Genomic DNA, 15,641 nt, shown 5'->3' with positions numbered 1-15,641 from the left:
CAGCCCCAAGCTACCGTGACCCGCCATGAGCCCCCGGCGCCGGAAGCTCCTGACCGTCGGTGTGCTGCTAGTGGTCATCGCCGCGGCGGCAGCCATCGGCATCTGGCGTGTGCTCGGCGATGCTCCCGAAGAAGTCAGCCTGGCCGAGGCCGTCGAGGTCGCCGAGCAGGCACAGCAAGAACCGGCGCCCGCAGCGACATCAACAACCATCGGTGGCGATGCCGGCGACAGTGACGGCGCTGCGCAGGCCGAGGACGATCCAGAGCCTGAGGCGGATCTCGTCGCTGCAGGTGACGACGTTGGTGCTGAGGCAGCCGGGTCCTCAGATGAGGCCGTCGCGACGACCGCCGCACTCGACGGCACGTGGGCCGTGGACACCGAAACCGGAGAGTTCACCCTGGACGAGGCCACCGGATCGTTTGCGGGCTTCCGGGTCGACGAGGAACTGGCGAACATCGGCGCCTTCACCGCGGTGGGACGCACGGGCGACGTGAGCGGCACCCTCGAGATCGCGGACGAGCAGGTGACCGCCGTCGAGATCACCGTCGATCTCACCACGCTGCAGACCGACGATCGGCGCCGCGACGGCGCAGTGCAGCGAGCCCTGGGCACCTCGCAGCATCCGACGGCGACGTTCTCGCTCACCGAGTCGTTGCACATCGCTGGAGCCGTCGAGGACGGCGAGCCCGTCAGCATCCCGGCAGCCGGTGACCTGACGGTGAATGGCATCACCCAGCCGGTGGTCGTCGACATCGAGGCACAGCTGGTCGGCAACCTCATCGCCGTGGTCGGCTCGGTCGAGATCACCTTCGCGGACTTCGACGTGACGGTCCCGCAGGTCCCGATCGTCCTGTCCGCCGAGGACCACGGGATCATGGAGTTCCTGTTGCTGTTCGAGCGGGCTTCTTGAACTGAGGAACCCGCCGGCGCAGCGTTGAACCGGCGGGTCGGGCATCATGTGGCGCCGAACTGATCGATTCGGCGAAACACGCCCCAAGGAGCACCGCATGGCACCCATGTCCGCAGCACCGCTGTCCAAGTCCTACGCCACCGTGAACGGCAAGCGGATGGCGTACCACGAGTCCGGTTCCGGCGATGCCGTGGTGTTCCTGCACGGCAACCCGACATCGTCGTACCTGTGGCGCAACATCGTGCCGCACGTCTCGCCGCACGCCCGCTGCATCGTCCCCGACCTGATCGGCCAGGGCGACTCGGACAAGCTGGACGACACCGGGCCCGACTCGTACCGGTTTGTCGAACACCGCGAGTATCTCGACGGACTGCTCGACCAGCTCGACCTCGGCGACAACATCACCTTTGTGATCCACGACTGGGGATCGGCGCTCGGCTTCGACTGGGCCAACCGTCACCGTGACCGCGTCGGCGGCCTGGCGTACATGGAGGCCATCGTGCGGCCGATGACGTGGGCGGAGTGGCCCGAGGCCGCGGCCGGCATCTTCCAAGGCTTCCGCTCCCCCGCCGGCGAGGAGATGGTCATCACGAAGAACCTGTTCGTGGAGGCGGTGCTGCCCGGCTCGATCCAGCGCAAGCTGTCCGACGAGGAGATGAACGAGTACCGGCGCCCGTTCGTCGAGCCTGAGCACCGGCGCCCCACCCTCACGTGGCCCCGGCAGATCCCGATCGAGGGCGAACCCGCCGACGTCACCCAGATCGTGACCGACTACGGCGAGTGGCTGTCGAACTCAGACGTGCCCAAGCTGCTGGTCAACGCCGAGCCGGGCGCGATCCTCAACGGACCGCAACTGGAGTTCTGCCGCACGTGGCCGAACCAGACCGAGGTGACCGTCGCGGGCAACCACTTCTGCCAGGAGGACAGCCCCGACGAGATCGGCCAAGCCATCGCCGACTGGCTCACCAGCCGCTGAACAAGCGGCTGAACCAGCACTGCCGCTGATCCAGCGGTTCAGCTAGCCGAGCCCGACTGCTTGGCGGGCGCGGGCCTCGCGCTGCTTGCGCTCGATCTCTTCGCGCTTCTCCACCGGGGTCTGGTTGGTGATCACCTGGTACAGGTCGGTGTCGATGTCCTCCAAGGTGACGTCGCCGGCCAGCACCGCTGACTTCCAGTCCTGGTGCTCTGCGTCGCGCTCGTGGAACTCGGGCATCACTTCAGCGGCAAACAGCTCAAGGCTGGAGCAGATGTCCTCATGGGTGTTCTTGCCGGCCTGGTTCAGCAGGATGAGCTGATCGACGTGCGCGTCCTCGTACATCTCGAGCTTGCGACGGATGGTGTCGGGTGAGCCGACGAGGCCGACGTTGTTGCTGGCGCTCTGGCCCTTCGGCGACTTCTTCCACTCCTGGTACTCGTCCCACAGGTTGACCGAGCCCGGCTCGACCGGGCCGTGGGAGTTGTAGAAGACCAGCGAGAACTGGAAGAACGTCCAGCCCTCGGCCTTGGCTTGGGCCTCCTCGTCGGTCTCCGCGCACATGAACGGGCTGACCACCGCGACGCCGGGGTTGGTCTGGTAGTCGCAGAGCAGGTCGAGGTGGTTGAGGTAGTTGTTGTAGTAGGCGTTCACCCAGGCCCGGGCGGCATCGGCCGACACGAACGAGAAGCCGAGAGCGCCCATGCCCCGCTGGGCGGCCATGACGATGGTGTCGAGCTGGCTGCAGGCCACCCACAGGGGCGGGTGCGGCTTCTGGTAGGGCTTCGGCACCACGTTGCGGGCGGGGAACTTGAAGATCTCACCGTCGTAGGAGTGGTTCACTTCCTGGAACATCGGCATGAGGCAGCGCACGGCGTCCTCCCACACGACGCGCTTGTCGCGGAAGCGGCGGTCGAAAGGATGCAGCTCGGTGACCGAGGAGCCCTCGCCGATGCCCAGCTCCACCCGGCCGCCGCTGACGATGTCGAGCGTGGAGACACGCTCGGCCACCCGGGCGGGATGATTGGTGGGCAGCTGCACGATGCCGTGGCCCAACCGGATGTTCTTCGTGCGCTGGCTCGCGGCCGCCAGGAACACCTCGGGTGCCGAGCTGTGGCTGTACTCCTCCAGGAAGTGGTGCTCGACCTCCCACGCATAGTCGTAGCCCAGCTTGTCGGCCAGCTCGATCTGGTCGAGCGCCTGCTGGAACAGCACATACTCCGAGTCGTCGTTCCACGGCCTCGGCAGTTGGAGCTCGTAGAAGATGCCGAACTTCATGGATCGCCTCCGGGGTTGCGGACCGTCGGCCATCCTACGTTGGCGGCCTTCCGCGGTCCCCGAGAAGGCTGAGTTCAAGGCTGAGAGCAGGCCGACCAGACACTAGTGTTTGGTCTGAGGGCTGTACGAGGGCAAAGACCGCAATGGAGACAGCAACCGTCGGATTCATCGGCTTGGGCACGATGGGCGGACCCATGTGCGTTCGCCTCGCTCGTGCCGGCCATGCCGTGCAGGCTTTCGATCTGAACCCGCAGGCCCTGGAAGCTCCGGTCGAGGCCGGTGCGACAGCGGTCGGCTCGGCTGCGGAGGCGGCGGCTGGTGCCGGAGTCTTGCTGACTTCGCTGCCCGCCCCCACCCAGGTCGAGGCCGTGATGTGCGATGCCGGTGCGCTCGCGGCGTTGTCGCCGGGATCGACGTGGGTGGACTTGACGACGAGCCGGCCCGAGCTGATCCGCCGTTTGGCCGCCGAGGCGCCGCCGGGTGTGTCTGTGGTCGACGCGCCGGTGACCGGTGCCGTCGACGGTGCCCGCAACGGCACGCTCACGCTGTTCGCCGGGGGCGAGCCGGAGGCGGTTGAACGTGTGCGCCCGGTGCTGGAGCGGCTCGGGCGGGTGATCGCCTGCGGCGAACTGGGCACCGGCTGTGTGACGAAGCTGGTCACGAACCAGTTGTGGTTCGTGGGCGCTGCGGCGCTGGCCGAGGGGCTGGCGGTGGGCGCGCGCAACGGCGTGGAGCTCGGCGATCTCTGGGAGGCCATCAAGGCCAGCGTGGGAGACAGTTTCGTCGCCCGTCATGACGCACCCAGCATCTTCGCCGGTCACTACGACCCGTCGTTCTCCTTGGGACTGTGCCTCAAAGACCTGGGCCTGCTGGCCGAGCTGGAGGACGCCGTCGGGGCCGACCTGCCGATGACCGCTGCCGCCCGCGCGGCGTTCGCCCGTGCCGCGGAGCGCTACGGCGACGGTGCGCCGGAGCTCAGCGTGGCGCGCCGCATCGAAGACGATGCAGACCTGTCGCTGCGGCTCGACGGCGACTGGATTCCGCACTGGGAGGCATAGCGGCATGAGCACTGCCAGCCAGAGCCCGCTCCGATCCGATGAAGCAGCTGAGCCGGCCGCGGCGTCTGACCTGGATCGCCTGGTCGACACCGAGCGCTACCCGCTGGATGGGCGAGACCTGCCCGCCGACGATGCGTGCCACGCTGCGTACTGGCGTGCCGTCGAGACAGCTCGGACGGGCCTGCGGGCTGACGGCTGTGCGCTGCTGAAGGAACTCGTCACTCCGGCCGCAGTTCGCCTGCTCAACGACGAGATCGTCGCGGCCAAGCCGCAGACCCACTTCTCGATGCAGGTCATCAACCCCTACTTCCACACACAGATCAATCCCGAGTTCGCCGACGACCATCCGGTGAACACATTCACCGAGCGATCGAGCGGCTTCATTCCCGGCGATGCCTGGCCATCAGTGTGCGCCATGGACACGCTGTTCCGGGCACCGGCGGTCTGCCGTCTGCTGGCCGACTGCCTCGAGATCGACGAGCTGCACTGCTACGACGACCCGCTGGCCGGCCTGACGGCCAACATCCTGGATCCCGGTCAGCAGTTCCCGTGGCACTTCGACACCAACGACTTCGCCGTGACGGTGCTGGTGCAGCCCGCGGACGAGGGCGGCCTGTTCGAGTATGCGCCTGGGGTGCGCACCGCCGCCGACGAGGGTTTCGACGCCATCGGCGGGCTGCTGGCCGGCGGGCGCGACGGCGTGCACACGCTGGACCTGTGCCCCGGCGACCTGCAGATCTTCCGCGGCCGCTACTCCCTGCACCGGGTGACCCGGGTTGCTGCGAGCTCGCAGCCTCGCCACGCGGCGATCTTCGCCTACACGCACCAGCCCGGCGTCATCGGGCGAGTCGAGCGAACCCGCCAGCTATTCGGCCGGGTCCTGGCCGAGCACGAAGAAGCCGAGCGCAGCCGCGTGCGCGAGGACGGCCTGCTGGATTGACATCCCCAAAAAACGACCGTGCTCAGCGTCGGTGCGCGGCGTACCGTGCGGGCGTGAGCGATACCGACACATCAGGACAGAACGGCGCGCAGGCCCCCTCGACACGCATGAAGCTGCGGCGGATGGCCGAGCGCGGCCGCTACGGCAGCGACGACGTGCGGGAGATCCTCGACGCGGGACTGATCGCACATGTCGGGGTGGACACGCCCGACGGGCCGCTGGTGCTGCCGATGGCATATGGCCGCGACGACGAGAACCTGTACCTGCACGGAGCGCTGGCCAACCACTTGCTGAACTCTGGCGAGGGCACCGAGATCTGCGTGACGGTGACCCATCTGGACGGCTTGGTCATGGCACGCACGCCGTTCCACAACTCCATGAACTTTCGCTGCGTTGTGGTGCGCGGTCTGGCCCGCCGGATCACCGACGCCGCCGCCAAGGAGCGAGCCCTGAAGCTGGTGACCGACCACATCGTGGCCAACTGGGACACGTCACGGGCGCCGAGTGCCGAGGACCTGCGGGCGACGCTGGTGCTGGAGCTGCCGCTGGCGGAGGCGTCGGCCAAGGTGCGCTCCGGCGACCCGGTCGACGACGCCGAGGACATGGCCGGCAACTGGTGGGCGGGAGTGGTGCCGCTCACGACCCGGTTCGAACTGCCGACGCCCGCTGGCGACCTGACCGAGGGCATCCCCACCCCCACAGCCGTCGCCAACCTCGCCCATCGCACCCCAGACACCCGCCCGTCGAGCTAGAGGCGGCGGCCGTTCAGGAGTAGGGCTCGTCGCGGCTCCGGGTCGGCACCGCGGGATCGAGCGAGTGATAGTCGGCGGCATCGTCAACGAAGATGGCCAGCTCGGTGTGCAGACCTGAGGGAAGATCGAGGGTGCCCGCACATATGGCAACCGTGTCGACTTGGTGCGGCTTGCCCTCCCCCACTTTCCAGAACAGCGATCCGCCGCACTCCCGGCAGAACCCGTAGGCCACGTTGGGATCGTCGGCAGGGTGATGCCACGCCAAGGAGGCATCCGAGATCAACCGCAGATCAGCGCCCTTGCATCCCGTCGCCGCCATGTGGTGGCCCGTCCAGCGACGGCACCGCCAGCAGTGGCAGTTCCACACCTGCCGGATCGGTCCATGCACCTCGTAGCTCACCGCACCACACAGACAGTGCCCCGAGGCCACCGGCTCTGACACTGACTCAGCCGTTTCGCTCATGGCCGTCCTCCGCAACCCAGTCGTCATGTCGGCAAGGCTGTGATTGTCTCACGACACCCGGCCTCGCCTTGGCGGCCCTACGGTCACCACTTCACCGATCCGTCCCAGCAACCGTCCCATTTCAGGCCGGGAGTCGACGCGCAGTGACCGGGCTGTGCGGTCCGCGGCTCTATTCGCCAGCTGGCCGGACGGCGAAGCGGTAGATCCAGTGGCCGCCGCGTGAGTCGGTGGTGTGAAACAGCAGGTGCTCGCCGGTTTCGCTCCATCGCAGGGTCGGTGTGCTGCCCGAAGCGGCCGGCGCGGGCCCGTCCACGGCGATCGTGTATTCCTCGGCGGCGCTCGGACTCTGCAGCGACCGGACCGCAACAGCTGCTTGACCTACCGACCATTCGGTCATCGCCGCGATCGCCGTCCCATCGGCCGACCATGATCCTCGCCCGCCCACAACACCGTCCAACAGCACGGATTGAGACAGGTCGTCGAGCCGCACCATGCTCAGGTCGCCGTCGATCCAGTAGGCGATGGCTTGGCCATCGGGAGACCACGACGGCGCCGACAAGCTCTCTGCGCTGGCCGAGACCACTTGCTCAGCGCCGTCCAGCAAGTCCACCACCACGATGCGATGCTCGAACCGGATGCTGCCGTCTGCTTCGCTCACCTGCAGCCGTCGAGCGAATGCGATGCGACTCTCGTCGGGGGACCACGTCGGGTCTTGATCCAGTACAGCCCCGTGCGTGATCTGGGCAAGGCCCAAGCCATTGGGCAGGATCATGAATATGTGGCTAGCCCGCTCTCCGTCGACGATGGCGCCCTGCGAGAACGCAATCCACTGGCTGTCGGGCGACCACACCGGGGCATTCAGGCCGTATTGGGCCGTGAGGAATGGCAGGTCGCTGCTTCCGTCGCCGTCTGCGACCCACAGCGTGCTGCCGACCCGGAACACCATGCGCCGGCAGTCCGGCGACCACGACAGATGATCGAGGGCTTCGGGCTTGGTGGTGGCAAAGCGCAGAGGGAGCTGGACGCGTTGGGCGGGGAGCACTCCCCTGCAGACCGCTGCGGGCGGACCGGGCTCGTCGAGCCGGACCCTGCTGGGGACGTACGGCTCCACGCCCGACACGGGGTGCTCCGGTTCTCCGAAGGCCTCTGACAGCTCGGTGCCGGAGTCGTCGACGGCCTCGGTGGGCTCGTCGGCTGACGCGGGCGCTTCCGAATCCACCGGTGCCTCGGCGGCGGCTGCCGTCGTCACCGGCGCGGCATCCTCCTCAGGCGCAACCGCATCTGCGCTCGTCTCTGGGCCCGGTTCCCCAGATTCGGCGCCATCGGCGACTTGGTTCGACCCGAGCTGTGAGCTCACCGCGACCGCAGCGACGAGCAGCGCGCCGACGACGGCCGCGATCAGCCACCAGCGCTTCCGAGTCCCGTCAGCACCGCCGCGGTCTGAGCGCTCCACCGCCACCCGCGCGACCGTACTTGCAGCTACCCGCGCACAGCCCGTCAGAGGACGGACGAATCCGCGCATCTAAGGTGGCCCGGTGCCCAAACCGCTGATCGGACTGTCGGGACGGCGCCGTGCCGGCGCACGCATCCGGGGCTTCCCGCCGGTGTTCGTGGACGTCGAGGTGGATCTGTACATCGCCCACTACGCCCAGGCAGTTCATGCCGCTGGGGCCATAGCGGTGCATGTGCCGCTCAATGCCGATCCGGCCGATGTCGTGCCACGCCTCGACGCAGTGCTGCTCACCGGCGGCGAGGACGTGGCCGCGTGCCTGTATGCCGATCGCCTGCACGAGCAGGTGTACGACGGCATCGACCCGTTTGCCGAGCGCACCACCGGATTCGACAATGACAACGGCACCGCCGTCGCCGACGACAGCGTTCCGCTGCGCGATGCGTTCGAGATCGCACTGCTCGATGCCGCCGTCGACAGCGGCCTGCCGGTACTGGGCATCTGCCGCGGCCCGCAGCTCATCAATATCGCTGCCGGAGGCACCCTGCACCAGCACCTGCCCGAGCACGCCGCCACCGACGGCCCGCCAGACGCCACGCCCCACACCGTCACCACCGTCGAAGGCAGCCAACTGCGCCAGATGTACGGCCCCGAGGTGGCGGTGAACTCGCTGCATCACCAGGCGGTGGACCAGCTCGGCGACGGCTACATAGCGACAGCGCACTCCCCCGACGGGATCATCGAGGGCATCGAGCACACGGAACTGCCGATCATCGCCGTGCAGTGGCACCCCGAGCTGATGACCGGCGCGCTCCAGGACCCCTGCTTCCGCTGGCTCGTCGACAAAGCCAGCGGCTGATTGCCGCGCCGGCAGCGCTCGCCAGCGATGCCGTCGGCGTCTGACGCACTCCGATGGCACGACTGCTCAGCGGCCGTCACCCTCTACGGCTGCTCGCACCTGCGGGAAGACGTTCCGCGCAAGACGCTCCAGCGAGTCGTTCATGATCGAGGGCGGCAGGCCGGGCGGGCCGCCCCACGTGCACACATCGGTGATGCCGTACTGCTTGATGAACGCAGTCAGCTCGGCGATGCAGTGGTCCTCGTCGCCGACGATCCAGCCCTGGGGAATCGCGCCCTTCGATGGGTCGAACGCCGTGAATTCGTCGGGCGTCTCGTCGAAGAGCCGGGCGTACACGCCCGCCCGGTAGCGCTCCGCAGCCCGGATCTGCTGCCAGGCGCCTTCGCGGTCGTCGGTCACGAACACCGAGCGGATGATGCCCACCCGGTAGTCGCCGGGATCACGCCCGGTCGCCCGCAGCTCGTCCCGCCAGGGCTCCAGGACAATGTCGGGTGCACCCTGGGGCAGCAGGTGCGTGTCGAACCGGGCGGCTCGCACGGCGGCATTGCGGCTCATGCCTGCGATCCACAGCGGCGGCCCGCCCGGCTGCACCGGCGCAGGGGTCACCAGCAGATCATCGAAACGCCAGCGCTTGCCTTCGAAGCTGAACGGTTCGCCCTGCCACGCCAGCTGCAAAATCTGCACCAGCTCCTCGGTGAGCGAGACCCGGCGCGACTGGGGAATGCCGAACCCCCGGAACTCGTGCGCCGCGTAGCCCATGCCGATGCCCAGCTCGATGCGCCCGTCCGAGATGTTGTCGAGCACGGCAAGGTCCTCTGCCAGCCGGACCGGGTGGACGAACGGCGCCAGCAGGATGTCGGTCGAGATGCGAATCCGGGACGTGCGCGCCGCCACCGCACCGGCCACCGGCACGAAGTTGGGTAGGTGGCCGTCGTCGAGAAAGTGGTGCTCGGTGAACCAGGCCAGCTCGAAACCCAGCTCGTCGGCCATCTCGAGCTGATCGAGCGCCTGCGCATACATCTCCGCCAGCGGCACGTCGCTGCCAGGCGGGCTGCGCAAGTCGTGGACGACGCCGAATCGCAGGGGTTGAGCCATTGCCGGAGACTAGGGCCAGCCAGGCCACGCCGACCGGTCGGCGTCGTGCCGGCACGAAATTTCCTAATGCGCGTTCGACTATTGTGAGAGGCAGATCACTTGGGGGGACCAGACATGGCAGCTGCAGCGACCGACGGCACCTCGAACGGCAGCGCCGGGGGCACGAACGACTACGAGGTCATCATCATCGGCGCCGGCGTGGCCGGCATCTACCAGATGTACCGGCTGGCCGAGCGGGGCGTTCACGCCACCGTGCTCGAGATGGGCAGCGACCTCGGCGGCACCTGGTTCTGGAACCGCTACCCCGGCTGCCGCTTCGACTCCGAGAGCTACAGCTACGGCTACTCGTTCTCCGAGGAACTGCTCGAAGAGTGGCACTGGAAGGAGCACTTCTCGGGCCAGCCCGAGAACCTGCGCTACCTGAACTACGTGGCCGAGAAGTTCGACCTGCGCCAGTACATGCAGTTCAACTGCACCGTCGAGTCGGCCCACTTCGACGACGAGGCGGGCAAGTGGCGGCTGCACCTGACTGACGGCCGCGATCTGAGCTGCCGCTTCCTGCTGACCGCGCTGGGTCTGCTGTCCGCACCCACCTACCCCCGCATCGAGGGTGTCGAACCCGACGGCACCGATGTGTTCGAGGGTCCCTCGTTCCACACCTACCACTGGCCCGCCGAGCCGGTCGAGATCAAGGGCAAGCGCGTCGCAGTCATCGGCACCGGCGCCACGGGCGTGCAGGCCATCGCCGCCATCGGCGAGCAGGCCGAGCACCTGACGGTGTTCCAGCGGCGGCCCAACTGGTGCGCGCCGCTGCACAACAGCGAGATCTCCCCCGAGGAGATGGACGGCATCCGCGCTCGCTACGACGAGATCTTCGCCCAATGCGCTCGCACCCCGGGCGGCTTCGTGCACGAGCCGATCCGCAGCGGATTCAACAACGTCTCCGCCGAAGAGCGCCGTGCACAGTGGGAGAAGCTGTACGGCCAGCCCGGCTTCGGCATCTGGATGGCCAACTACCGCGAGATCTTCTTCGACGAGGAGGCCAACGCCGAGCTGTCAGCATTCATCGCCGACAAGATCCGCGAGCGGGTCGACGACCCCGTCGTGGCCGAAAAGCTCATCCCCAAAGACCACGGCTTCGGCGTGCAGCGGGTGCCGCTCGAGACGAACTACTACGAGACGTACAACCGGCCGAACGTGTCACTCGTCGATCTGCAGGAGACGCCGATCGAGCGGATCACGCCCACCGGCATCCAGACCACCGATCAGCACTACGAGTTCGACCTGATCGTGTACGCGACCGGTTTCGACGCCATGACCGGTGCATTCGACCGCATCGACTTCCGAGGCACCGGCGGTCAGAAGCTGGCAGACAAGTGGTCCGACGGCCCGGTCACGTTCCTGGGCATGATGGTCAACGGCTTCCCCAACCTGCTGACGATTGCCGGCCCGCAGAGCGGCTCCGCCTCCACCAACTACCCCCGCGGTATCGAGATCGGCGTCGAGTGGGTCACCGGTCTCATGGACTTCGTCTGGGAGAACGGCTACACCCGCTTCGAGGCCGATGCCGACGCCGAGCGGGAGTGGACCGACCACGTCATCGACATGTACAGCATGATGCTGATGCGCAAGGCGCAGGGCTGGTTCACCGGGTACAACTCCAACATCGACGGTCACGAAGCGGGCACGATCCGCTACTTCGTGTACAACGGCGGCGCTCCCAAGTACAAGCGCCGCATCGACGAGGTCGCCGACGGCGACTACCAGGAAGTCGCCTTCAGCTCCGAGCGCGAGCTGGCCGGCACCGCCTAGCGCCGCTGCCGAACGGTGTTCGCCATCGGGCGGGCGCAGTCGAATTCCCCATTCCGGTGAGGTGAATCGTGGACATCTCAGGCGCCGCTGCCATCGTGGGAGTCGCCGAGACCGACTACATGCGCGGCACCTCGCTGAGCGTGCCCGAGCTGGTGCTGGAAGCGACCATGGCCGCCATCGCCGACGCCGGGCTGGACCCCAGCGAGATCGACGGCATCCTGCCGCCCCCGGGATTCATCTCGTCCGAGGAGATCGCCGCCAACCTCGGCGCTGACGACATCCGCTACGCCGTCACCGTTCACATGGGCGGTGCGAGCCCGGTGGCCGCGCTGCAGTCGGCGACCATGGCGATCGCGTCGGGCATCGCCACCAACGTCGTCGTCACCGTGGGCTGGAACGGCTACTCGGCAATGCGGCCCCGGCCCGATGCCCGCCCGACGAAACGCCGCATGGAAGCCGGTCCGTTCGTGGACGTGAGCCGCAACTTCTATGCGCCCTACGGGGTGCGCTCGGCAGTGCAGTGGTACTCGATGTACATCCAGCGCTATGTCGACCTGTACGACGTGGAGCCCACCGATGCCGCCCAGGTCGCGCTGACCTGCCGCGAGCACGCCCACCTCAACGACAAGGCGCTGATGGGCGGCCGGCCGATGACCATGGACGACTACCTGGCCTCGCCGCTCATCACCGAGCCGATGCGCAAGTTCGACTGCTGCCTGGAGACCGACTGCGCGGCCGCGGTGGTGCTGACCTCCCCCGAGCGGGCCAAGGACCTGCCCCATGCACCGGTGCTGTGGCTGGGCGGCGCCGAGGGGCACCCCTACCCCGCCGATGAGATCACCAACCGGCCCGACATGCTGAAGCTCGGCCTGGACTCGGCTGCGCCGCGGGCGTTCGCGATGGCGGGCGTGCAGCCGGCCGACATGGATTTCCTGCAGATCTACGACTGCTTCACCTACGTCGTGATGATGGAGCTGGAAGCCATCGGCATGTGCCCGAAGGGCGGCGCCAAGGAATTCGTGGCCGACGGGAACATCTCGCTCGCAGGCCGCTACCCGATGAACACCCACGGCGGCCTGCTGTCCCAAGGTCACGCCTGGGGTCTCAACCACGTGGTGGAAGCGACACGCCAGCTGCGTCACGATGCCGGCGACGCACAGGTGCGCGGCGCCGAGCTGGGCGTCGTGACCGGCTACGGAGACCTCGGCGACGGCAGCATCGCCGTGCTGGCCCGAGGCTGAGGACCGGCCGCTATGAACCCGATCCGATGAACCCAATCCAATGAACACAGCCAAGCCGGCCCGCAAGTACGTGCCCAAGCCGGAGGGCCTGAATCTCGAGTTCCACCTGGTCTGCCTGGAAGCGGGGACGCTGTGCATCCAGCGGTGCGCCGACTGCGGGCTGTTCCGTCACCCCCCGCGCTGGTACTGCCCGTCGTGCCACAGCCGCAGCTACGACTTCGCGCCCGTTGCCGGCAGCGGCCGCATCTACTCGATGGCGGTGAACCACTTCACCATCGATCGCGGTTGGGCCGACGAGCTGCCGTACATCACCGCAGTGGTGGAGCTCGACGAGGGCCCTCGCATTGTCGGCTCGCTGCGCGATGCGGGTCCAGGCGAGGCCGGCCTCGGGCGGCCCGTGCGCGTCTCGGTGGAGCCTCGAGGCACCGAGTTCGCCTACCTCTGGGTCGACCCGGCCTAGGGGCCCGATCGCCCTTTGACCGGTCAGCGCTGATTACCCTCCGGCCGTCGCCAACTGGAGGATCCCCTGCCCATGAGCATGCTCGGCACCCGCGTGGAGCGGAAGGAAGACCCAGAACTCCTCACCATCGGCGGCACGTACGTCGATGACATCGAATGCGAAGGCGCACTGCACGCAGTGTTCGTCCGATCGACGATGGCCCACGCGGACATCACGGCCGTCCACGTCGACGAGGCACAGCAGATGCCAGGCGTGGTGGGCGCCTTCACCGCAGCCGATCTCGAACTCAGCGCCGACCCGCCTCGCATGCCCATGCTCAACCAGCAGATGCTGCGCTCCCCGCTGGCGACAGACCGGGTGCGGTATGTGGGCGAACCGTACGCCGTGGTGGTCGCTGAGTCGCAGTCGCAGGCGACCGATGCAGCCGAGCTGGTGTATGCCGACTACGAACCGCTTGACGCTCTGCTGGACACCGCCGAGGCCGCGCTCAATGACCGTCTGCTGTTCCCCGAAGCCGAGACCAACACGGTGTTCGCCATCCCGCCGAGCCAGCAGAACGGGCAGGATCCCTTCGCCGACTGCGAGGTCGTCGTCGAGCTGGCGTTTGACAACCCCCGGATGACTGCGGCCCCGCTCGAGCCTCGCACGGCCCTTGCCTCGTGGGACGCCGGCGCACAGCGGCTCACCTACTGGGCATGCACCCAGTTCCCGCATCAGACCCGCGACACCATCTCCGCCTTCTGCGGGCTGGAGCCCAGCCAGGTGCACGTCATCACGCCCGATGTGGGCGGCGGATTCGGGGCCAAGAACGCCCAGTACGTCGAGGATTTCGTGATTGCCCGCCTGACCTGCCGTCTCGGACGGCCGGTGCGCTGGGCCGAGACACGTTCGGAGGCCATGATCGGCTTCACGCACGCTCGGGCAATCTCGTATGCCGCACGCCTCGGGGGCACCCGAGACGGCGACGTGACGGCATACGAGGTGGATGCGCTGCAAGACGCCGGCGCCTACCCGATGGTCGGTTCGGTACTGCCGATGTTCGTCCGCATCATGGCGACCGGCGTCTACGACATCCCGAACGTGGCGGTCTCCACGAACTCGGTCACGACGAACACTGCCCCGGTGGGCGCGTACCGGGGCGCTGGGCGCCCGGAGGCGGCGCTGGCGATCGAGCGGATGATGGACCTGTTCGCGGCGGAGATCGAGATGGACCCGGGCGAGCTGCGCCGCCGCAACTTCATCCCTCCCGAGGCGTTCCCGTTCACGACACCGACCGGCGCGGACATGGACTCGGGCGAGTACGCCAAGGCCCTCGACGCCGTGATGGAGGCCGCGGACTATGCCGGCCTGCGGGCCGAGCAGGAGCGGCGCCGCTTAGCGGGCTCGCCGAGGCTGCTCGGACTGGGCTGGAGCGCGTACGTGGAGATCTCGAACCCGATGGGCGCGCCCGAGTTCGGCAGCTTGGAAGTTCGCGACGACGGATCGGCGCTGGTGCTCACCGGCTCGTCCAATCACGGCCAGGGCCACCACACGGCATACGCCCAGATCGCGAGCGACCTCACCGGCATTGCGTTCGAGAAGATCGAGGTACGCCACGGGGACACCGACGAGGTCAAGCGTGGCGGCGGCACCGGCGGCTCCCGCTCGCTGCAGACGGGCGGGGTGGCAGTCTTCGAAGCAGCGCAGGCTGTGGTCGAGCAGGCCAGGGAGGCGGCCGCGACGATGCTCGAGGCCGATCCCGCCGACATCGTGCTGGACGTCGACGCGGGCACGTTCGCCGTGGTCGGCACCCCCGCCTGGTCACTCGATTGGGCTCAGATCGCTGCTCATGTCATCCGCTCCGAAGGCGGCGAGCTGCACGCTGAGAGCGATTTCCAGCCGCCGGCCGCCACGTTCCCCTTCGGCGTGCAGCTCTCGGTCGTAGAGATCGACAGCGACACCGGCCAGGTCACGCCGCTGCGCCATGTGACCTGCGACGACGCCGGCGTGATCGTGAACCCGATGATCGTGGAAGGCCAGGTGCACGGCGGGGTTGCGTCGGGGATCGCCCATGCGCTCGGCGAGGTGTTCGTCTATGACGAGGACGGCAACCCGCTGACCGGCAACTTCATGGACTATGCCATCGCATCAGCCGCGGAGCTGCCGAGCTTCGAGCGGATCCCGCTCGAGACCCCGACCGATCGCAACCCGCTCGGCGCGAAGGGGATCGGCGAGTCGGGCACGATCGGGGCTACACCGGCAGTGCACAACGCCGTGGTGGATGCGCTGTCGCATCTCGGTGTGCGCCACGTCGAGCTGCCCTGCACGCCCGAACGGGTCTGGCGGCACCTGCAAGAGCACTAGCGACACC

14 protein-coding genes are annotated in these 15,641 nt (G+C 67.9%); 10 read left to right on the top strand and 4 right to left on the bottom strand.

The window, feature by feature from the left end:
• Nucleotides 1-25: 25 nt before the first annotated feature.
• On the top strand, nt 26-910 hold the full coding sequence (locus ACOGXE_RS10925; RefSeq protein ID WP_419930941.1) for a YceI family protein: 885 nt from the start codon (nt 26-28) through the stop codon (nt 908-910).
• A 106-nt stretch (nt 911-1,016) separates the two neighbouring features.
• Nucleotides 1,017-1,886 carry a haloalkane dehalogenase gene (locus tag ACOGXE_RS10920; protein WP_419933514.1) on the top strand — a complete coding sequence of 290 codons (870 nt, stop codon included), beginning with the start codon at nt 1,017-1,019 and terminating at the stop codon, nt 1,884-1,886.
• Nucleotides 1,887-1,928: 42 nt separating this feature from the next.
• On the opposite strand, the gene ACOGXE_RS10915 is transcribed toward ACOGXE_RS10920, so the two are convergent.
• Complete coding sequence (locus ACOGXE_RS10915) at nt 1,929-3,161, bottom strand: LLM class flavin-dependent oxidoreductase (RefSeq protein ID WP_419930940.1); 1,233 nt, start codon at nt 3,159-3,161, stop codon at nt 1,929-1,931.
• A 143-nt stretch (nt 3,162-3,304) separates the two neighbouring features.
• Between ACOGXE_RS10915 and ACOGXE_RS10910 the strand changes: the two genes are divergently transcribed.
• The 3 genes from ACOGXE_RS10910 to ACOGXE_RS10900 are packed head-to-tail and all read left to right on the top strand — an operon-like array spanning nt 3,305 to nt 5,911.
• Nucleotides 3,305-4,219 carry an NAD(P)-dependent oxidoreductase gene (locus ACOGXE_RS10910; RefSeq protein WP_419930939.1) on the top strand — a complete coding sequence of 305 codons (915 nt, stop codon included), beginning with the start codon at nt 3,305-3,307 and terminating at the stop codon, nt 4,217-4,219.
• A gap of 4 nt (nt 4,220-4,223) precedes the next feature.
• The gene (locus tag ACOGXE_RS10905; RefSeq protein WP_419930938.1) at nt 4,224-5,159 is read left to right on the top strand and encodes an arpA protein; all 936 of its coding nucleotides are present in this window, start codon (nt 4,224-4,226) and stop codon (nt 5,157-5,159) included.
• A 53-nt stretch (nt 5,160-5,212) separates the two neighbouring features.
• Nucleotides 5,213-5,911: a pyridoxamine 5'-phosphate oxidase family protein gene (locus ACOGXE_RS10900; protein ID WP_419930937.1), complete on the top strand. Its 699-nt coding sequence runs from the start codon at nt 5,213-5,215 to the stop codon at nt 5,909-5,911.
• 13 nt (nt 5,912-5,924) lie between these two features.
• On the opposite strand, the gene ACOGXE_RS10895 is transcribed toward ACOGXE_RS10900, so the two are convergent.
• On the bottom strand, nt 5,925-6,374 hold the full coding sequence (locus tag ACOGXE_RS10895; protein WP_419930936.1) for a GFA family protein: 450 nt from the start codon (nt 6,372-6,374) through the stop codon (nt 5,925-5,927).
• Nucleotides 6,375-6,543: 169 nt separating this feature from the next.
• The gene (locus ACOGXE_RS10890) at nt 6,544-7,833 is read right to left on the bottom strand and encodes a TolB family protein (RefSeq protein WP_419930935.1); all 1,290 of its coding nucleotides are present in this window, start codon (nt 7,831-7,833) and stop codon (nt 6,544-6,546) included.
• A 76-nt stretch (nt 7,834-7,909) separates the two neighbouring features.
• Between ACOGXE_RS10890 and ACOGXE_RS10885 the strand changes: the two genes are divergently transcribed.
• On the top strand, nt 7,910-8,683 hold the full coding sequence (locus ACOGXE_RS10885) for a gamma-glutamyl-gamma-aminobutyrate hydrolase family protein (RefSeq protein WP_419930934.1): 774 nt from the start codon (nt 7,910-7,912) through the stop codon (nt 8,681-8,683).
• Between the two features lie 66 nt (nt 8,684-8,749).
• Here the strand turns inward: ACOGXE_RS10885 and ACOGXE_RS10880 are convergent, their stop codons facing one another.
• The gene (locus tag ACOGXE_RS10880; RefSeq protein ID WP_419930933.1) at nt 8,750-9,778 is read right to left on the bottom strand and encodes an LLM class flavin-dependent oxidoreductase; all 1,029 of its coding nucleotides are present in this window, start codon (nt 9,776-9,778) and stop codon (nt 8,750-8,752) included.
• Nucleotides 9,779-9,892: 114 nt separating this feature from the next.
• Here ACOGXE_RS10880 and ACOGXE_RS10875 point away from each other — a divergent pair, with 114 nt between their 5' ends.
• The 4 genes from ACOGXE_RS10875 (at nt 9,893) to ACOGXE_RS10860 (ending at nt 15,634) form a co-directional block, all read left to right on the top strand.
• Complete coding sequence (locus tag ACOGXE_RS10875) at nt 9,893-11,590, top strand: flavin-containing monooxygenase (RefSeq protein ID WP_419930932.1); 1,698 nt, start codon at nt 9,893-9,895, stop codon at nt 11,588-11,590.
• 68 nt (nt 11,591-11,658) lie between these two features.
• Entirely contained in the window at nt 11,659-12,831 is a 1,173-nt protein-coding gene (locus ACOGXE_RS10870) for a thiolase C-terminal domain-containing protein (protein WP_419930931.1), read from the top strand.
• Between the two features lie 40 nt (nt 12,832-12,871).
• Nucleotides 12,872-13,291, top strand: a complete 420-nt coding sequence (locus ACOGXE_RS10865; RefSeq protein ID WP_419930930.1) for a Zn-ribbon domain-containing OB-fold protein — start codon at nt 12,872-12,874, stop codon at nt 13,289-13,291.
• A 72-nt stretch (nt 13,292-13,363) separates the two neighbouring features.
• Nucleotides 13,364-15,634, top strand: a complete 2,271-nt coding sequence (locus tag ACOGXE_RS10860) for a xanthine dehydrogenase family protein molybdopterin-binding subunit (RefSeq protein ID WP_419930929.1) — start codon at nt 13,364-13,366, stop codon at nt 15,632-15,634.
• Nucleotides 15,635-15,641: the final 7 nt, after the last annotated feature.

This window comes from Candidatus Poriferisodalis sp. (assembly GCF_965208555.1).
GTDB lineage: Bacteria > Actinomycetota > Acidimicrobiia > Acidimicrobiales > Poriferisodalaceae > Poriferisodalis.
The sequence above is the reverse complement of the archived record's forward strand: the minus strand, read 5'-3'. Positions and strand labels throughout refer to the sequence as shown.